Annotated in this window: 21 protein-coding genes; 14 read left to right on the top strand and 7 right to left on the bottom strand. The window is 51.0% G+C overall.

Translation table 11 applies throughout. The features are described from left to right. Nucleotides 1–45: 45 nt before the first annotated feature. Both dkgA and yqhD read right to left on the bottom strand, forming a co-directional pair. Entirely contained in the window at nt 46–873 is an 828-nt protein-coding gene (dkgA, locus tag FDX24_RS01505; protein ID WP_048213230.1) for a 2,5-didehydrogluconate reductase DkgA, read from the bottom strand. A gap of 104 nt (nt 874–977) precedes the next feature. After that, nucleotides 978–2,141: an alcohol dehydrogenase gene (yqhD, locus tag FDX24_RS01500; RefSeq protein ID WP_048213229.1), complete on the bottom strand. Its 1,164-nt coding sequence runs from the start codon at nt 2,139–2,141 to the stop codon at nt 978–980. Nucleotides 2,142–2,334: 193 nt separating this feature from the next. Here yqhD and FDX24_RS01495 point away from each other — a divergent pair, with 193 nt between their 5' ends. Then, entirely contained in the window at nt 2,335–3,234 is a 900-nt protein-coding gene (locus tag FDX24_RS01495; protein ID WP_048213228.1) for an AraC family transcriptional regulator, read from the top strand. Nucleotides 3,235–3,303: 69 nt separating this feature from the next. Here FDX24_RS01495 and yghB read toward each other — a convergent pair whose 3' ends face one another. Beyond that, entirely contained in the window at nt 3,304–3,963 is a 660-nt protein-coding gene (yghB, locus tag FDX24_RS01490; protein WP_048213227.1) for a DedA family general envelope maintenance protein YghB, read from the bottom strand. Nucleotides 3,964–4,094: 131 nt separating this feature from the next. Then, on the bottom strand, nt 4,095–5,282 hold the full coding sequence (metC, locus tag FDX24_RS01485; RefSeq protein ID WP_061068595.1) for a cystathionine beta-lyase: 1,188 nt from the start codon (nt 5,280–5,282) through the stop codon (nt 4,095–4,097). A gap of 251 nt (nt 5,283–5,533) precedes the next feature. On the opposite strand from metC, the gene exbB reads away from it, so the two are divergent. Both exbB and exbD read left to right on the top strand, forming a co-directional pair. Beyond that, nucleotides 5,534–6,268, top strand: coding sequence for a tol-pal system-associated acyl-CoA thioesterase (gene exbB / locus FDX24_RS01480; RefSeq protein ID WP_048213225.1), 735 nt, complete (start codon nt 5,534–5,536; stop codon nt 6,266–6,268). A 6-nt stretch (nt 6,269–6,274) separates the two neighbouring features. Beyond that, nucleotides 6,275–6,700, top strand: coding sequence for a TonB system transport protein ExbD (gene exbD, locus FDX24_RS01475; protein ID WP_048213224.1), 426 nt, complete (start codon nt 6,275–6,277; stop codon nt 6,698–6,700). Nucleotides 6,701–6,775: 75 nt separating this feature from the next. Here exbD and FDX24_RS01470 read toward each other — a convergent pair whose 3' ends face one another. Then, nucleotides 6,776–7,183 (bottom strand): hypothetical protein, encoded by a 408-nt coding sequence (locus tag FDX24_RS01470; RefSeq protein ID WP_048213223.1) that lies wholly within the window; start codon nt 7,181–7,183, stop codon nt 6,776–6,778. Between the two features lies 1 nt (nt 7,184). Beyond that, complete coding sequence (locus tag FDX24_RS01465) at nt 7,185–7,589, bottom strand: hypothetical protein (RefSeq protein WP_137363721.1); 405 nt, start codon at nt 7,587–7,589, stop codon at nt 7,185–7,187. A 103-nt stretch (nt 7,590–7,692) separates the two neighbouring features. Here FDX24_RS01465 and FDX24_RS01460 point away from each other — a divergent pair, with 103 nt between their 5' ends. Continuing rightward, nucleotides 7,693–8,196, top strand: coding sequence for an ESA_00282 family adhesion-associated protein (locus FDX24_RS01460; protein ID WP_319026329.1), 504 nt, complete (start codon nt 7,693–7,695; stop codon nt 8,194–8,196). A gap of 77 nt (nt 8,197–8,273) precedes the next feature. Here FDX24_RS01460 and FDX24_RS01455 read toward each other — a convergent pair whose 3' ends face one another. Beyond that, nucleotides 8,274–9,314: an aldo/keto reductase gene (locus FDX24_RS01455; protein ID WP_005123138.1), complete on the bottom strand. Its 1,041-nt coding sequence runs from the start codon at nt 9,312–9,314 to the stop codon at nt 8,274–8,276. 155 nt (nt 9,315–9,469) lie between these two features. Between FDX24_RS01455 and yghX the strand changes: the two genes are divergently transcribed. From yghX to hypA, 10 genes are all read left to right on the top strand, one after another. Continuing rightward, entirely contained in the window at nt 9,470–10,357 is an 888-nt protein-coding gene (gene yghX / locus FDX24_RS01450) for a YghX family hydrolase (RefSeq protein WP_048213220.1), read from the top strand. Between the two features lie 215 nt (nt 10,358–10,572). Continuing rightward, nucleotides 10,573–12,213 carry a methyl-accepting chemotaxis protein gene (locus FDX24_RS01445; RefSeq protein ID WP_115642838.1) on the top strand — a complete coding sequence of 547 codons (1,641 nt, stop codon included), beginning with the start codon at nt 10,573–10,575 and terminating at the stop codon, nt 12,211–12,213. A gap of 85 nt (nt 12,214–12,298) precedes the next feature. Beyond that, on the top strand, nt 12,299–12,586 hold the full coding sequence (locus FDX24_RS01440) for a DUF2623 family protein (RefSeq protein WP_048213218.1): 288 nt from the start codon (nt 12,299–12,301) through the stop codon (nt 12,584–12,586). 188 nt (nt 12,587–12,774) lie between these two features. After that, nucleotides 12,775–13,893 carry a hydrogenase 2 small subunit gene (gene hybO, locus FDX24_RS01435; RefSeq protein ID WP_016154493.1) on the top strand — a complete coding sequence of 373 codons (1,119 nt, stop codon included), beginning with the start codon at nt 12,775–12,777 and terminating at the stop codon, nt 13,891–13,893. A gap of 2 nt (nt 13,894–13,895) precedes the next feature. Then, nucleotides 13,896–14,882 carry a hydrogenase 2 operon protein HybA gene (gene hybA, locus FDX24_RS01430; protein ID WP_137363720.1) on the top strand — a complete coding sequence of 329 codons (987 nt, stop codon included), beginning with the start codon at nt 13,896–13,898 and terminating at the stop codon, nt 14,880–14,882. Beyond that, complete coding sequence (hybB, locus tag FDX24_RS01425; RefSeq protein WP_006688074.1) at nt 14,872–16,050, top strand: Ni/Fe-hydrogenase cytochrome b subunit; 1,179 nt, start codon at nt 14,872–14,874, stop codon at nt 16,048–16,050. Before hybA ends, hybB begins: the two co-directional genes overlap by 11 nt. After that, nucleotides 16,047–17,750, top strand: a complete 1,704-nt coding sequence (hybC, locus tag FDX24_RS01420; protein ID WP_003024476.1) for a hydrogenase 2 large subunit — start codon at nt 16,047–16,049, stop codon at nt 17,748–17,750. Before hybB ends, hybC begins: the two co-directional genes overlap by 4 nt. Beyond that, on the top strand, nt 17,750–18,244 hold the full coding sequence (locus FDX24_RS01415) for a HyaD/HybD family hydrogenase maturation endopeptidase (RefSeq protein ID WP_061068591.1): 495 nt from the start codon (nt 17,750–17,752) through the stop codon (nt 18,242–18,244). Before hybC ends, FDX24_RS01415 begins: the two co-directional genes overlap by 1 nt. Then, a complete protein-coding gene (hybE, locus tag FDX24_RS01410) occupies nt 18,237–18,725 on the top strand; it encodes a hydrogenase-2 assembly chaperone (RefSeq protein WP_005123148.1) in 489 nt (162 codons plus the stop codon). The genes FDX24_RS01415 and hybE overlap by 8 nt, the downstream gene beginning before the upstream one ends. Further along, a complete protein-coding gene (gene hypA, locus FDX24_RS01405) occupies nt 18,718–19,059 on the top strand; it encodes a hydrogenase maturation nickel metallochaperone HypA (RefSeq protein WP_003828349.1) in 342 nt (113 codons plus the stop codon). The genes hybE and hypA overlap by 8 nt, the downstream gene beginning before the upstream one ends. Nucleotides 19,060–19,073: the final 14 nt, after the last annotated feature.

Here is a 19,073-nt window from a genome sequence, read left to right as displayed (position 1 = left end):
GACAGGAGAAAAGCCCGACGGGAATGCCGGGCTGGAGAGGAGAGATTAACCGCCGAACTGATCCGGGTCAGGGCCAAGGCGTTTACCTTGATCGAGTTTTGCTATTTCACCGAGTTCATCTTTGTCCAGGCGGAAGTCCCAGACATTGAAGTTCTCGGCGATACGGGCAGGGGTGACGGATTTCGGGATCACCACCAGGCCGCTATCCAGATGCCAGCGAATGACGACCTGCGCCGGTGATTTGCCATATTTTTCAGCGAGGTCGCGAATGATCTTTTGATCAAATACGTCTTTGCCGCCCTGCGCCAGCGGGCTCCAGGATTCGGTCTGGATTTTATGTGTGGCGTTCCAGGCGTGCAGCTGGCGCTGTTGCATCAGTGGATGCAGTTCTATCTGGTTAATCACCGGCGGGACACCTGTTTCATCCATCAGGCGCTGGAGATGATTGATCTGAAAGTTGCACACGCCGATGCTCTTAATCAGCCCCTCTTTTTGCAGGTCGATCATGTTTTCCCACGCTTCAACGTAGTGATCGATCGCCGGAACAGGCCAGTGCATCAGGTAGAGATCGAGGTAATCGAGCTGAAGTTTCTCCATGCTTTCGAGCAACGCTTCCCGTGGGCGTTTCTGATCATCATTCCACAGCTTGGTGGTAATGAATAACTCTTCGCGCGGTACGCCAGCATCGCGTATTGCTTTGCCGACACCTTCTTCGTTTTTGTACGCCGCAGCGGTATCAATTGAGCGATACCCTACTTCCAGCGCTTTATGAATGGCGGTGATGACTTCTTCGTTGCTTGCCTTCCAGACCCCCAGGCCCAGTTGCGGCATGACGTTACCATCCTGTAGTTTGATAATGGTTGGAGTGGTCATAATTCCTCCCCTTAATGACTGTCACCGGAACATACTCCGGTGACATAGGTGTGACTTAAGTCTGGTATAAATAGCCAAAAACGAAAGTCGGAGGTTAAAAAACCTTAGCGGGCAGCTTCGTAAATCCGGCGGCTGACGTCCAGCGTAATGTCCTGATGTTCACCCAGTTTCGTGCCGCCGTGCGCTTGCAGTTTTTCCAGCAGTGCCGGGATGGAGCTGCCATCCAGACCGTAGTCAGACAGGCGAGTCGGTACACCCATTTGTTCGAAGAATTGACGGGTGGCGGCAATCGCGGCATCAATGCGCTGGTCTTCGGAGCCTTCGGTGATATTCCAGATGCGTTCTGCGTATTGCAGCAGTTTGGCACGCTTGGTATCGCGTTTTTCATTCCACAATGCAGGCAGGACGATTGCCAGTGTCTGAGCGTGGTCAAGTCCGTGCATTGCCGTCAGTTCGTGACCCAGCATATGGGTTGCCCAGTCCTGCGGTACGCCTGCGCCGATCAGTCCGTTCAGCGCCTGAGTGGCTGCCCACATGACGTTCGCACGCACATTGTAGTTTTCCGGCTCCTGCAATGCTTTCGGACCGTCTTCTATCAGCGTCAGCAGAATGCCTTCGGCGAAGCGATCCTGAATTTTCCCGTCTACCGGATAAGTCACGTATTGTTCTACGGTATGAACAAAAGCATCTACCACGCCGTTGGCAACCTGACGTGGCGGCAGAGTATAGGTGTAAACCGGATCGAGTACAGCGAATACCGGCTGGACAAACGGGGTCATGAAGGCCAGTTTGTCGCCAGTCGTTTTGCGCGAAATTACCGCGCCAGAGTTAGATTCGGAGCCAGTTGCCGGCAGAGTTAATACGGAGCCCATTGGAACGGCGCTTTGTACGTCGTTACCGCGTGTTTCCAGAATGCGCCATGGGTCAACACCGTCAGCGTAATGTGCTGCTGCGGCGATGAATTTTGTGCCATCCAGAACAGAACCGCCGCCTACCGCCAGCAGGAATGTCACCTTCTCATCACGCACGATTTTTACCGCGTTCATCAGCGTTTCATAAGACGGGTTCGGCTCAATACCGCCAAATTCCAGCACGTCCAGGCCTTTCAGTGCATCCTGAACCTGTGCCAGAACGCCGGTTTTTTTCACGCTACCACCGCCGTAGGTAATCAGTACGCGAGCATCCTGTGGGATTTGGTCGCGCAGTTCTGCAATCGCGCCTTTACCAAACAGAATGCGGGTTGGGGTATGGAGATTAAAGTTGTTCATTGCTCGTTACCTTGTGTGGGTAAAAAAGAGGGTAGGCGAGTGCCTGACTGATGGTGAACATTGTGGTCGTCAGAAGCGTTCCTCTCAATGCTCATTTCTGCCAATGTCTTGCCCATTTCTACAGACTACTGGAGAAAATGGATAAAAGTCCGCACTATACCAGGGTTGCAAATCAATGATGAAATGGTGCCCTATGAACCGTGATGAGATCTGTCTCCTGCTGACAGATAAAATTAAGCAGCTGAAAAATAATGAAAATAAATTAAATGATCTGCTGCCTGATATTCGCTTACTGTACGGCTCTGAACCTGGGGTGCGCACACCAGTGATGTATCAGCCTGGCATTATATTTCTCTTTTCAGGATATAAAATTGGTTATATCAACGAGCGTGTCTTTCGCTATGATGCCAACGAATACTTACTGCTCACAGTACCTTTACCCTTTGAATGTGAAACGTATGCGACACCGGACGTTCCGTTGGCTGGTATCCGCCTGAACGTCGATATCCTGCAATTGCAGGAATTGCTGATGGATATTGGTGAGGATGAGCTGTTCCAGCCTGCAATGGCGGCAAGCGGGATCAATTCGGCGACGCTATCCGATGAAATTCTCTGTGCTGCGGAACGCCTGCTGGATGTGATGGAGCGGCCATTGGATGCACGTATTCTGGGAAAACAGATTATTCGTGAGATCCTCTACCACGTACTGACCGGGCCGCGTGGTGGCGCGTTATTGGCGCTGGTCAGTCGCCAGACGCATTTCAGTTTGATAAGCCGTGTGCTGAAGCGAATTGAAACCAAGTACACCGAAAATCTCAATGTTGAGCAATTGGCGGCAGAGGCCAATATGAGCGTGTCGGCGTTCCATCATAATTTTAAATCGGTGACCAGTACTTCACCGTTGCAGTATCTGAAGAGCTATCGATTGCATAAAGCGCGGATGATGATGATTCATGACGGGATGAAAGCCAGCGCGGCGGCCATGCGCGTAGGTTATGAGAGTGCATCGCAGTTTAGTCGGGAGTTCAAACGTTACTTTGGCGTCACGCCAGGAGAAGATGCAGCCAGAATTCGGATGATGCAGGGGGGGTGATTTCTTGTCGGCCTTAACGCTGCGCGCCATCAACGAAATGCCGGAGTGACTCCGGCATACGGCTAATACTCAGGCGCTACAGTATTTTTTTTTAATCACCACGAACAGCGTTCCCAGCAGACCTGCGGTTAACAGGGCAACAGGCAGGATCATTAAAAAGGTCATCACCTGATCTTCGTGGCGTTTAACAAACGGGATCATGCTGAGCGCATAGCCGAAACTGGTGACCACAGTGACCCACAGCAGCCCGCTCAGCCAGTTAAAAAACTGGAAGCGACGGTTAGGCAGCCCTGAAATCCCCGCCATGGTTGGCAGTAAGGTACGTACAAACGCCAGGAAACGTCCGGCGAGTAGTGCCATCAACCCGTGTTGGTCAAACATACAGGTAGCACGCTGATGATATTTTTCAGGTAATTGTGCCAGCCAGCCTTTTACCGTCCGCGTGTTGCCCAGCCAGCGCCCCTGAATGTAGCTCAGCCAGCAACCGAGACTGGCAGCGGCAGTCAGAATCGCTATGGTAGGTAAAAAACTCATCACGTCCTGAGCAATCAGCGCTCCTGCCAGTAATAGCAGGCTGTCACCGGGCAAAAAGGAGGCGGGCAGCAGGCCATTTTCTAAAAACAGTGTGGCGAACATCACGAAGTACACCACGCTCACGACGTGTGGGTCCGCCAGCGCGGCAAAATCGTGTTGCCAAAGCGCGGAGATAATATCTTGAATGACTACCATGGACTTTCCTGTGGAACAGCGTTTATAAGTGGATTGTACTCCTGAATTGTCCGGGATGCCTTGATCCCGGACGCAACAATTGCAGACTTTTCCACCAGAAGTGTCTGCATATATGTCCATCTGCGGCAATGTTACTCGATTCGGGCAAATCCTGCGGCTAAATCGGCAATCAGATCGTCAACATTCTCTAAACCGATATGCAAACGGATGAGCGTTCCGCTGAAGTCCACTTTGCCTTGCGGACGGATTGCCGCGATATGTTCCGGTTGGTTAGCCAGAATCAGTGATTCAAAACCGCCCCAGGAATAGGCCATGCTGAACAGGCTGAAGTGATCCAGGTACGCAGACAGTTCTTCATTATTTAGCTTCTTATTCAGAACAAATGAGAACAGACCGCTGCTACCGGTAAAGTCGCGTTTCCAGAACTCGTGTCCCTTGCTGCCGGGAAGTGCCGGGTGATTCACGCGGGCAACCTGCGGATGGTCAGCCAGCCACTCGGCGACTTTTAAACTGCTTTCATGGTGTTGGCGCAGGCGAACGCTTAACGTCCGCAATCCACGGCTGGTCATATAGGCGGTATCGGCGTCCAGCATTTGTCCCATCAGATAGGCGTTTTCACGCAGTTGATCCCAGCAACGGGCATTGGATACCGCTGTCCCAACCATGCCGTCAGAATGACCAATCAGATATTTCGTCCCTGCCTGAATTGAGATATCGATACCGAAATCCAGCGCGTTGAACAACACGCCCGCAGCCCAGGTGTTATCAATCATGATGATCGCGTCAGGCACTACGCTTCTGACGGCGGCAACAATGGCTGGAACATCATGAACTTCCATGGTGACAGAACCTGGAGATTCAAGAAAAACGACTTTAGTGTTCGGCTGTATATGCTTCACAATATCCGCGCCAATCAGCGGATCGAACCAGCCGGTTGTCACGCCAAGCTTGCCCAGCACCTTAGTGCAAAAATCCTGGCTGGGTTCATAGGCGGTGTTGGTCATCAGCACATGATCGCCTTGTTCAACAAAGGCAAGGATGGTGTTGGCAACGGCTGCTGCACCGCAGGGGAACAGGGCGCAACCGGCCCCGCCTTCCAGTTCACACATCGCTTCCTGCAGTGAGAAATGCGTCAGCGTGCCGCGACGGCCATAGAAAAGGGCACCGTTTGCGCGGTTATGCGTCGCCTGTTTTTTCGCCTCAACGGTGTCGAATACCAGTGAAGACGCGCGCTGGATCACGCTATTTACCGAACCCAGCGTGTATTTTTTACTACGCCCGGCGTGAACGAGTTTGGTCTCAAGCTGCTTATCTGCCATGTTGTATTACCTATTTTTATACGTCTGGATGTCTAAACTAGCATGAATCTCATCTGCCGCGTCCTGCAGAACAGCCATAAAGTACAAAATATTCTCAAATCGATTTCTGGTGACTTTTTTACTGCGTGAGCGCAAGGAAAAGAAACCAAAGGTGCGGCACTATGTAAATAGTAATGAGAACGACTATCAATTCGACGTCGTTTTGATATGATTACGCTCAGATTTTGTGATTTGCGTCCTGGAGATACAGAGTGGGTAATAATTTGATGCAGACGGACCTTTCCGTCTGGGGTATGTATCAGCACGCCGATATCGTGGTTAAGTGCGTGATGATTGGGCTGATTTTGGCGTCAGTGGTCACCTGGGCTATCTTCTTTAGTAAGAGCCTTGAGTTCTTTACGCAGAAGCGCCGTCTTAAGCGTGAACAGCAAATGCTGGCAGATGCCCGCTCTTTAGATCAGGCAAGTGAGATTGCCGCTGGATTCGATGGCAAAAGCCTGGGCGCTCTGTTGATTAACGAAGCACAGAATGAACTGGAACTGTCAGCAGGCAGTGATGACAACGAAGGGATCAAAGAGCGTACCGGTTTCCGTCTGGAACGTCGCGTTGCCGCCGTTGGCCGTCAGATGGGGCGGGGTAATGGATACCTGGCAACCATCGGGGCTATCTCTCCATTTGTCGGGTTGTTTGGTACAGTATGGGGCATCATGAATAGCTTCATCGGTATCGCACAAACCCAAACCACCAACCTGGCTGTTGTTGCTCCAGGTATTGCAGAAGCACTGTTAGCAACCGCGATCGGTCTGGTCGCGGCAATCCCTGCTGTTGTTATCTACAACATTTTTGCTCGTCAGATCGGCAGCTATAAAGCGATGCTGGGCGATGTCGCGGCGCAGGTACTGTTGCTGCAAAGTCGTGACCTGGACCTGAGTGCAAGCGCGTCTGCACACCCGGTACGTGCTGCGCAGAAATTACGTGTAGGATAATGTTCCATGGCAATGAGCTTTAATGAAAACCTGGACGATAACGGTGAAATGCATGACATCAACGTGACGCCGTTTATCGACGTCATGCTGGTATTGTTGATCATCTTTATGGTGGCAGCGCCACTGGCAACCGTGGATGTGAAGGTCAATCTCCCTGCATCCACCAGTACGCCGCAACCGCGTCCGGAAAAACCGGTTTACCTGTCAGTAAAAGCCGATAACACCATGTTTATTGGTAACGATCAGGTCACCGATGAGACGATGATTAACGAGTTAAACGCGCTAACTGAAGGCAAGAAAGACACCACCATCTTCTTCCGGGCAGATAAAACCGTCGACTACGAAACTATGATGAAGGTTATGGATACGTTGCACCAGGCGGGTTACCTGAAGATTGGTTTGGTCGGTGAAGAGACCGTGAAAGCCAAATAATCCTTGTTGCCGGGCACAGGTTTGACCTTACCCGGCAAGCTTCTCCTGACATCACTCCTCTGCAAGTCTTTTGCCTTATCTGTTCTCGTCCAACGCCACCGTAGTGATTTTTGTGGGCTCATAGTTCCCATCGGATAGCTTGCGGGTCAGGCGCAGTGTGGCAGTTTCACGTGCAAGCAGATGCTGGTATGTGCTTTCCAGACGGGCCATTATTTTGTCCCGCAATTCTGGTTGCTGAGCGATGATGGCCTCGATAGTGGCACCGTAAATCTCTTCTTTGGCTTGCAGTGCGTAGATTTCATGACGATTTTGCCATTTCATCCGCACCAGTGCGGCGGGTATAGAAACCATCTCTTGAGCAAGGCTTTCCAGCGTCGTGTTTTTATTGGCTATCAACACAGACAGATTTTGTTTTAAGACAAACTCATCGCTTTTGTGGTTATCTAAAGCCAAATAAACATTATTATCTTCAACATCTTTCATTTTATTTCTCTTCCAGAGAATAAAAAATAGGATCGTTGGTTTCGCGAGTAATTAAATTAAGCCAAATTTTGTTGCCTTGTTCATTTATCATGGCTGTTTTTTTGGCCAAAATTTTACTTAATTCCTGGGCGTTAATGTCGCCTTCCGCCTGTAATGAATTGAGCAGACGAGTAAATGACTCAATTTTTGCGGCGCGGAAAAGGCGCTCTTTTAAATGACGATCGCACTCTTCAAATAACATATTCCGGGACTGGCCGGTAGCTACGGAGCTAATCAAAATTTCTGATTCGTAATCACTTAGTTTTATCTTTCCCTGAGTCAAATTTTCACTATTTTCTGTGGTATTTGTATTGTCCGGGGTTGCGGATAAATGAAAACGAGAGGGAACAAGATGCTCGGGAAGCATGTTGAAATATCCTTTGCTGCCAATAATATGATGTTTTTAATAAGGTAGGCCGCGTTGACAATAGCATGGGGTAATTTTAAAATCAAAAAAAATGGAGCCCGCTATGAACAGTATATTTTATTCTGTTATTACCCTGCTATTGCTTACCTGCGGGGTACTTTTGCTAATGCGTAGTGCAAATAAAAACCGTTATGCAGAAGATGTTAACGCACAGCGCCAGCCGGAAATGCTAAGTAAAGAAGAGGGAGAAGATCATTTTTCTGCCCTGATGAATTCGATTACTCCGGTATGGTATTGGCGAGTCAATCACGAATATATTGATTTTATCCACTCCACAGTCAAGAGGATGACAATGGTGGAGCTGAATGAAACGCCCGGGCTCTTTGACGCGCAGCGGCGCTGTAGCGATCTTAACTCTGCGGTTTATAAGTATTATGACAATATTAAAAAGCGCTGCCTCAGCGGGGAGAAAGTCCCGCACGCCGATCTGGATGTGCTTAACTTGCGGCAGTGCTTCAGGGAGTTCAGCCTGGAAGCCTATCCTGCACTTGTCGCACTGGTATGGCCGGAATACCAGCGTCCGTTGATTAAAGAGGACGAGGTGTGAGGCGAGATTTACTTGCCACTCTCATCAGCAGGCCATTAAGGCCGGGTAGGACTACACCCGGCGTAATGTTCAGATCGTTATTTGTCTGATGAGGCCTGCCACAGATTGAGCTTGCCGTCCGCGACATGTTTATCAATCTGTGCCAGTTCTTCGGCGCTGAATGTCAGGTTTGCCAGTGCCTGAACGTTCTCTTCCAACTGCTCAGGTCGGCTGGCACCAATTAATACCGATGTGACCCGGTTATCTTTTAGTAGCCAGCTTAACGCCATTTGCGCCATCGACTGCCCACGTTGTTGGGCCATCTCATTGAGCAAACGCAGACTGTTAAGATTTGCTTCCGTCAGCATATTTTCCGTCAGCCCACGGACTTTTTTCCCTTCACGCTGCATGCGGGAACCATCAGGAATACCGTTGAGGTATTTCCCTGTCAGGAGCCCCTGCGCCAACGGGGTGAAGGCAATACAGCCCATCCCGTTGGATTCCAGCGTATCCAGCAATCCGCTGCTGTCTACCCAGCGGTTAAGCAGGTTGTAGGATGGCTGGTGGATAAGCAGCGGAATTTTCCATTCCCGCAGCAGTTCGGCCATCTTCTGCGTGCGCTCTGGCGAATAAGATGAGATACCGACATACAGTGCTTTGCCACTTTGCACAGCATGGGCCAGCGCGGAAGCGGTCTCTTCCATTGGCGTATTTTCATCAACGCGGTGCGAATAGAAGATATCGACGTAGTCGAGACCCATGCGCTTGAGGCTCTGGTCGAGGCTGGCCAGCAGATACTTGCGTGAGCCGCCAGAACCGTAAGGCCCCGGCCACATGTCGTAACCCGCTTTGGTCGAGATGATCAATTCATCACGATATTGTGCAAAATCCTCGCGCAGCAATCGACCAAAATTCTCTTCAGCACTGCCCGGAGGTGGCCCGTAGTTATTGGCTAAATCAAAATGAGTGATCCCTAAATCAAATGCTTTTCGCAGCAGTGCTCGTTGTGAATCCAGAGCGTGAACGTGTCCAAAACTGTGCCATAAACCCAGCGACAGCGCGGGCAGGCGCAAGCCGCTGCGCCCACAGTAGCGATAGAGCATTTGCTCATAACGTTCAGGATTGGCAAACCAGGCCATGAGATCTCCTTAGTGCAGGTGAATTTCAAAACAACGTTTCTATTCTAGCGGGTTCGTGGTGAATATCCCGTTCACCAGGTCACATTGGGATGAAAAACTGGGCAAAAACAGACCGCTGTGCTTTGCTTAAAAAAACATCACTCAGGAGTGCGACCATGCCGCGTCTGACTGCTAAAGACTTTCCGCAGGAGTTACTCGATTACTATGACTATTACGCCCATGGCAAAATTACGAAACGCGAGTTTCTGAATCTGGCGGCGAAATATGCGGTAGGTGGCATGACGGCACTGGCGCTATTCAATTTGCTGAAACCGAACTATGCCCTGGCAACGCAGGTAGAATTTACCGATCCCGATATTCTGGCAGAATACATTACCTATCCATCGCCTGATGGGCATGGTGATGTGCGAGGTTATCTGGTGAAACCCGCGAAGGTGACGGGGAAGGTTCCGGCGGTGGTAGTGGTACATGAGAATCGTGGGCTGAATCCGTATATTGAGGATGTCGCACGGCGGGTGGCGAAGGCGGGTTATATTGCACTGGCACCCGATGGATTAAGTTCACTGGGCGGTTATCCCGGCAATGATGATAAAGGCCGGGAATTACAGCAGCAGGTTGATCCCGTTAAGCTGATGAATGATTTTTTTGCCGCTATTGAGTTTATGCAGCGTTATTCGATGGCGACAGGAAAGGTGGGGATCACCGGATTTTGCTACGGTGGTGGTGTGGCGAATGCAGCGGCTGTTGCTTTCCCTGAACTGGCATGTGCGGTGCCCTTTTATGGTCGTCAGGTTCCTGCTTCTGATGTCCCTAAAATTAATGCGCCTTTATTATTACACTATGCAGAACTAGACACACGAATTAATGAAGGCTGGCCCGCTTATGAAGCTGCACTCAAAGTGAATAAGAAAATCTATCAAGCATATATCTATCCCGGTGTTAATCATGGTTTTCATAACGATTCGACACCCCGTTATGATAAAGCAGCTGCTGATTTAGCCTGGGAACGCACTCTTGCCTGGTTTGATAAATATTTGTTATGAAAAACAACGCATTACTTACAGATTTAGGTTAATTATCTGAATAATAATGCTACCTAATTTCATTAACATTCATATTGATATGACCAGCAGGGATAATAGATAGACTTAAAAAAGTAAAAAAATAAAGAACGTATTATATCTTCTTCATTGCCTGCCGATAACAAGGGGAAGTATCGCCTGATGGCGAATTCCTCATCAATGGCAAGGAAATTATTATGTATTTGCTGAAAAACTTCACTATTCGTATTGTCATGCTGGCGATACTGGGACTTTTTTGCCTGCTCTGGTCGGGCGTGGGTTTATTCAGTCTTCATGCTTTATCAAAAATATCAGAAGGCAACGATATTGACCGTCATCTTGTCAAACAGATGACGGTACTGAGTCAGGGGAACGATCAGTACTTTCGCTTTGTGACACGCCTGAGCCGTGCTGTGGATGTCAAAATTGGTGGTGAAACGCCTGATTTTGCACCTGCCCAGCAATCGCTGGATAATCTGAGCCAAAAGCTCCAGGAGATGAAAACATTGTCTCCAGGACCGATGGACCCGGAAATTTCAGCAGCAGTGCTGGCCAAGTGGCAAGCTTTGCTGGATAAAGGCGTGATACCGCAAATGCAGCTGGCGCAGCAGGGCTCGCTTACGGCGTTTTCGGAACATGCCAGCACGATTACGCCCGCACTGAGCCGTGAATTTGGTGCCAGCGCTGAGCTGTTTAATACCACCGCCGGAAAGAGACTTGATGCGACGCGTATCATGGTAGACGGTAAAACGTCGATCATTCGGACACTGATTATTACTGCCGTTATCCTCGGGATTGCCCTCCTGTTCTTCACCGATCGTTACCTCGTTACCATGATGGTGAAACCTCTCGGTCGCATTCGCTTGCAGTTCCGCCAGATTGCCCAGGGCGATCTCAGCCATCCAATTGAAGATTTTGGGCGTAACTGCGTGGGCCAACTGGTCCCTTTATTGTGCGCAATGCAGGACAGCCTGCGTGAAGCCGTAAGTACGATTCGTTCAGGCAGTGACAACATCTGGCGAGGCGCTACGGAAATTTCTACCGGCAATAACGATCTCTCTTCCCGTACTGAGGAGCAGGCCGCGGCGCTGGAAGAGACCGCTGCCAGCATGGAGCAACTGACCGCTACGGTAAAACTTAACGCCGAAAATGCGCGTGAGGCCAGCCAGCTTGCCGATACCGCAACAGAAACGGCAGGTAAAGGAAGCACCCTGGTTTCTGAAGTGGTCGACACCATGGACGGTATTGCCGCCAGCTCTAAACAGATCGCAGAAATTACCTCTGTCATTAATAGCATTGCTTTCCAGACCAACATTCTGGCGCTCAACGCCGCCGTTGAAGCGGCCAGGGCTGGTGAACAGGGACGTGGTTTTGCCGTGGTAGCAGGGGAAGTACGTAATCTCGCCAGCCGTAGCGCCGGTGCGGCAAAAGAGATTGAGACATTAATCGGTGAATCGTCGCGTCGTGTCGAACAGGGCGCTCGTCTGGTTAAAGAGACGGGATTAACCATGGAAGCGATTCTGCGCGGTGCCACCGAAGTGACCGTTATCATGAAACAAATTGCCTCTGCTTCTGAAGAGCAGAATAAAGGTATCTCGCAGGTTAGTGTTGCGATCACGCAGATGGACAGCGTAACGCAACAGAATGCTGCATTGGTAGAGCAAGTCTCCGCCGCTGCAGTAGCGCTGGAACGGCAAACGGAAGAGCTACAACGCTCGGTGCAACAGTTCCGCCTGTCTGCGAATGATGTGCAATACGCCGCTGCCAATACCGCTTCCCCTTCCACAGAAAGCAGAACCTCTGCAGCACCTAAAACGGACGAGTGGGTGTCCTTTTAATCTGGCACAAAAAAGTGCGTGATACCTCTGGCCTTTGCTTAAAAAATCGCTATATAATTTGTTATATAGCGATTGGAGGTTATGCATGGACAACCATTTTGGAAAGGGCCTGATGGCCGGATTGAACGCCTCAAGTGCGGACAGTGCTCGTTCAGTGGCGAATTTTTGTTCAGATTATAAACGCGGTTTTGTTCTGGGTTTTTCACATCGAATGTTTGAAAAAACGGGTGACCGACAGCTCAGCGCATGGGAAGCGGGGATCCTGACGCGTCGTTACGGGCTGGATAAAGAGATGGTGATGGATTTCTTCAAAGAGAACCAGTCGAGTACAACAATTCGGTTTTTCATGGCCGGCTATCGGCTCGAAGCTTGATCCAAAAGGGGTATTATCTTGCTTTAATTAATTACACTATTGACCTACGCCTTCGTTTTGTTGCTCCGCCGAAGTATTATAATGCACATAACCATATAAAAAGTGTGGTAATGGCGCGCCGATCGCAATATGCAACATGCGAATGGTGCAAAATAAAAGCCAGGTCTTCGCAACGGAATAACAATAAAATGACTGGAGATAATTCTCTCATCAATTCGAACGGCATCAATCGCCGTGATTTCATGAAGCTTTGTGCAGCACTGGCCGCTACTATGGGGCTCAGTAGCAAAGCCGCCGCAGAAATGGCCGAATCAGTTTCTCGTCCTCAGCGCCCGCCGGTTATCTGGATTGGTGCTCAGGAGTGTACGGGTTGTACTGAATCGCTGCTTCGTGCGACACACCCTACAGTGGAAAACCTCGTTCTGGAGACTATCTCTCTTGAATATCATGAGGTGCTCTCTGCCGCCTTTGGCCACCAGGTCGAAGAGAACAAACATAACGCTCTGGAGAAGTACAAAGGGCAATATGTTCTGGTGGTAGATGGTTCTATACCACTAAAAGATAATGGTATTTACTGCATGGTTGCCGGTGAGCCAATTGTGGATCACATCCGCAGAGCGGCCGAAGGTGCAGCAGCTATCATCGCTATCGGCTCTTGTGCCGCATGGGGTGGTGTAGCTGCCGCTGGCGTGAACCCAACGGGTGCAGTCGGCTTGCAAGAAGTTCTGCCAGGCAAAACCATCATCAACATCCCAGGCTGTCCGCCTAACCCGCATAACTTCCTCGCCACGGTCGCGCATATCATCACTTACGGTAAGCCGCCGAAGCTGGATACCAAAAACCGTCCGACATTCGCCTATGGCCGTTTGATTCACGAACACTGCGAACGTCGCCCGCACTTTGATGCCGGTCGTTTTGCTAAAGAGTTCGGCGATGAAGGCCATCGTGAAGGTTGGTGCCTCTATCATCTGGGCTGTAAAGGGCCAGAAACGTACGGCAACTGCTCAACATTGCAATTCTGCGACGTTGGCGGCGTGTGGCCGGTGGCTATTGGTCATCCTTGCTACGGCTGTAACGAAGAAGGCGTCGGTTTCCATAAAGGCATTCACCAACTCGCCCATGTGGAAAACCAAACCCCGCGTTCAGAGAAGCCTGATGTCAACATGAAAGAAGGCGGCAACATTTCAGCTGGGGCTATTGGGCTGCTTGGCGGCGTAGTAGGGCTGGTTGCCGGCGTCAGCGTGATGGCGGTACGTGAACTGGGGCGTCAGCAGAAGAAAGATAACGCTGACTCACGGGGAGAATAACCGTGAACAGACGTAACTTTATTAAAGCAGCCTCCAGCGGGGCATTGCTGTTGGGCGCCGCGCCGTCCATCAGCCATGCGGCTGTAGAAAACCGTCCGCCGATCCCGGGTTCTCTTGGGATGCTCTATGATTCGACGCTGTGCGTAGGCTGCCAGGCCTGCGTCACCAAGTGTCAGGATATCAACTTCCCGGCGCGTAACCCGGAAGGCGAGCAGACCTGGTCGAACAACGACAAATTGTCACCGTACACCAACAACATCATCCAGGTGTGGCGTAGCGGAACAGGCGTTAACAAAGACCAGGAAGAAAATGGTTACGCATACATTAAGAAACAGCGCATGCACTGTGTCGATCCAAACTGCGTCTCCGTTTGCCCGGTCTCCGCACTGAAGAAAGACCCGAAAACCGGCATCGTCCACTATGACAAAGATGTCTGTACTGGCTGCCGTTACTGCATGGTCGCCTGTCCGTACAACGTCCCTAAATACGACTACAACAACCCGTTTGGTGCGCTTCATAAATGTGAACTGTGTAACCAGAAAGGCGTTGAACGTCTGGACAAAGGCGGTTTGCCGGGATGTGTTGAAGTGTGTCCTGCCGGTGCAGTGATTTTTGGTACCCGTGAAGAGCTGATGGCTGAGGCGAAAAAACGTCTCGCACTGAAGCCTGGCAGCGAATACCACTATCCGCGTCAGACAGTGAACGCTGGTGATACTTATTTGCATACGGTACCGAAGTACTATCCGCACCTGTACGGTGAAAAGGAAGGCGGTGGTACGCAGGTTATGGTGCTGACGGGTGTTCCTTACGAGGATTTGGATCTGCCAAAACTGGATGACCTTTCAACCGGTGCGCGTTCCGAACATGTTCAACATTCCCTGTACAAGGGCATGATTTTACCCCTGGCTGCGCTGGCGGGCTTAACCGTGCTGGTTCGTCGTAACACGAAAAACGACCATCACGATGGAGGAGACGATCATGAGTCATGATCCTAAACCGCTGGGCGGAAAAATAATCAGCAAACCGGTCATTATTTTTGGGCCGCTTATCGTCCTGTGTATGCTCCTGATCGTGAAACGTCTGGTCTTCGGATTGGGTTCAGTCTCCGATCTGAACGGCGGTTTCCCGTGGGGCGTATGGATCGCATTTGACCTGTTGATTGGTACTGGCTTTGCGTGCGGCGGTTGGGCGCTGGCGTGGGCGGTGTATGTTTTCAACAGAGGACAATACCATCCACTGGTACGTCCGGCGTTGCTGGCAAGCCTGTTTGGTTACTCGCTGGGTGGTTTGTCGATCACCATTGACGTCGGTCGTTACTGGAACCTGCCGTACTTCTACATTCCGGGTCACTTCAACGTGAACTCGGTACTGTTTGAAACGGCGGTCTGTATGACCATCTATATCGGTATCATGGCGCTGGAATTTGCGCCAGCTCTGTTTGAACGTCTGGGGTGGAAAGTTTCTCTCAAGCGTTTGAATAAAGTGATGTTCTTTATTATTGCCCTCGGCGCGTTGCTGCCGACCATGCACCAGTCTTCAATGGGTTCATTGATGATTTCTGCGGGCTATAAAGTACATCCGCTCTGGCAAGCATATGAAATGTTGCCGCTTTTCTCGGTATTAACCGCCTTTATAATGGGCTTCTCGATCGTCATCTTTGAAGGCTCACTGGTACAAGCGGGTCTGAAAGGTAACGGTCCGGACGAGAAAAGTCTGTTCATTAAGCTGACGAACACCATCAGCGTGCTGCTGGCGATTTTCGTGGTCCTGCGCTTTGGCGAGTTGATCTACCGCGACAAGCTGTCGTATGCGTTTGCAGGCGATCTTTACTCCGTGATGTTCTGGATTGAAGTCGTGCTGATGGTCTTCCCGCTGGTGGTGCTGCGCGTCACTAAGCTGCGCAATGACTCGCGCATGCTGTATCTGTCTGCGCTGAGCGCATTGCTGGGTTGTGCGACATGGCGTCTGTCCTACTCGCTGGTGGCATTCAATCCTGGTGGTGGCTACCACTACTTCCCGACCTGGGAAGAACTGTTGATTTCTATTGGTTTTGTGGCTATTGAGATTTGTGCATACATCGTACTCATTCGTCTACTGCCGATACTTCCTCCTTTAAAACAAAACGATCAAAATCGTCATGAGGCGAGCAAAGCATGAGCCAGAGAATTACTATTGATCCGGTAACCCGTATTGAGGGTCATTTACGCATCGACTGCGAAATCGAAAATGGCGTGGTATCTAAAGCATGGGCTTCCGGTACCATGTGGCGCGGCATGGAAGAGATCGTGAAAAATCGCGATCCGCGCGATGCCTGGATGATTGTGCAGCGTATTTGTGGTGTTTGCACCACAACTCACGCTATCTCTTCTGTTCGTGCAGCTGAAAGCGCGCTGAATATTGATGTTCCGGTAAACGCACAGTACATCCGTAACATCATTCTGGCCGCGCACACCACGCATGACCATATTGTTCACTTCTATCAGCTGTCTGCGCTGGACTGGGTGGATATCACCTCGGCCCTGAAAGCTGACCCAGCGAAAGCATCTGCCATGCTGAACGGCGTGTCCTCCTGGCACCTGAACAGCGCAGAAGAGTTCACCAAGGTTCAGAACAAGATCAAAGACCTTGTTGCCAGCGGTCAGTTAGGTATTTTTGCCAACGGTTGCTGGGGTCACCCGGCAATGCAGCTGCCGCCGGAAGTGAACCTGATTGCGGTCGCCCACTACCTGCAGGCGCTGGAATGCCAGCGTGATGCCAACCGCGTTGTGGCGCTGTTGGGCGGTAAAACACCGCACATCCAGAACCTGGCGGTAGGTGGGGTTGCTAACCCGATTAACCTCGACGGTCTTGGCGTGCTGAACCTTGAACGCCTGATGTACATCAAGTCTTTCATTGATAAGCTGAGCGACTTCGTTGAGCAGGTTTACAAGGTTGATACCGCGGTTATTGCGGCATTCTATCCTGAGTGGCTGGAGCGTGGTCAGGGTGCGGTTAACTATCTGAGCGCGCCGGAATTCCCGACTGACGGTAAAAACGGCAGCTTCCTGTTCCCGGGGGGTTACATTACTAATGAAGATCTGTCGACCTATCGTCCGATCACCTCTCACTCCGATGAGTATCTTATCAAAGGGATTCAGGAGAGTGCGAAACACGCGTGGTACAAAGACGAAGCGCCGCAGGCTCCGTGGGAAGGCACAACGGTTCCTGATTACACCGGTTGGTCAGATGACGGCAAGTACTCCTGGGTTAAAGCGCCGACCTTCTACGGGAAAACGGTTGAAGTGGGTCCGCTGGCTAACATGCTGTGTAAACTGGCGGCCAAACGCGAGTCTACCCATGCCAAGCTGAATGAAATCATCGCGATTTACACCAAGCTGACCGGTAAAACTATCGAAGTGTCGCAGCTGCACTCTACGCTGGGTCGTATTATTGGCCGTACCGTTCACTGCTGTGAACTGCAGAACGTTCTGCAGGATCAGTACAACGCGCTGATCGTGAACATCGGTAAAGGCGACCACACCACCTTCGTGAAACCGGATATCCCGGCAACGGGCGAATTCAAAGGTGTCGGTTTCCTCGAAGCGCCGCGCGGTATGCTGTCTCACTGGATGGTGATTAAAGATGGCATTATCAGCAACTACCAGGCGGTTGTTCCGTCAACCTGGAACTCTGGCCCACGTAACTTTAATGATGAAGTGGGACCGTATGAGCGCTCGCTGGTAGGAACGCCGATTGCCGATCCAAACAAACCGCTGGAAGTGGTTCGTACCATTCACTCCTTCGACCCTTGTATGTCATGTGCGGTGCATGTGGTGGACGTTGACGGGAACGAAGTGGTCTCAGTTAAGGTTCTGTAATGCGGATATTAGTCTTAGGGGTCGGCAATATTTTGCTGACCGACGAAGCCATCGGGGTGCGTATCGTTGAGGCATTAGAGCAACGGTACATCCTGCCAGACTTTGTTGATGTTCTGGACGGTGGTACGGCTGGGATGGAGCTTCTCGGCGATATGGCGAACAGAGATCATCTAATCATTGCTGACGCCATTGTGTCGAAGAAAAACACGCCAGGAACGATGATGGTTCTGCGGGATGAAGAGATCCCGGCGCTGTTTACCAACAAAATCTCACCGCACCAGCTTGGCCTGGCCGACGTTTTGTCGGCCCTGCGTTTCACTGGCGAGTTTCCGAAAAAGCTGACGTTAGTCGGCGTTATTCCGGAATCGCTGGAGCCGCATATCGGGCTAACGCCAACGGTCGAAGCGATGATTGAACCTGCGCTTGAGCAGGTTCTTGCCGCGCTGCGCGAGTCTGGCGTTGAAGCTATTCCACGGGAGAAGGCACATGTCTGAGGAGTTCTTAGGCTTTCAGACAGCCCCGAAGCAGCAAATTCAGGCCGCGTTTGAAGAGGTTGCCCGGCGTTCGATGCACGATCTTTCTTTCCTGCATCCGAATATGCCGGTATATGTCTCTGATTTTACGCTGTTTGAAGGACAGTGGACGGGGTGTGTTATCACACCCTGGATGCTCAGCGCGCTGATTTTCCCTGGGCCGGATCAGGTCTGGCCGGTGCGTAAAGTCAGCGAAAAAATCGGGTTGCGTCTGCCGTATGGCGAAATGACCTTTACCGTGGGTGAACTGGAGGGTGTATCGCAATACCTCTCCTGTTCGCTGATGTCGCCGCTTTCGCACAGCATGTCTGCGCAAGAAGGTGTGCGCCTGACTGACGATTGCGCACGAATGCTGTTATCGCTGCCGGTAAGCGATCCAAATGCGCCGCAGCTCAACCGCCGCGCGCTGCTGCTGGGTCGTCGGAACTGCGAAAATGCATGAGCTGTCCCTTTGTCAGAGCGCGGTTGAGATTGTTCAACAGCAGGCAGAGCAGCACGGTGTCAAACGTGTAACCGGCGTTTGGCTGGAAATTGGCGCGCTCTCCTGCGTTGAAGAGAGCGCCGTGCGTTTCAGTTTCGACATCGTCTGTCAGGGGACGCTGGCCCAGGGTTGTGAGCTGCATATTGATTACAAACCCGCCCAGGCGTGGTGCTGGGATTGCAGTCAGGTCGTAGAGATCACCCAGCATGATGCGCAGTGTCCTCTCTGTCAGGGCGATCGTCTGCGGGTAGATGCGGGCGATTCACTGAAAGTGAAAAGTATTGAAGTCGAATAACCCATAGTTGCTAT

The organism is Citrobacter sp. wls716, from assembly GCF_005280975.1.
GTDB lineage: Bacteria > Pseudomonadota > Gammaproteobacteria > Enterobacterales > Enterobacteriaceae > Citrobacter > Citrobacter youngae.
This window is presented reverse-complemented; position numbering and strand designations above follow the sequence as displayed.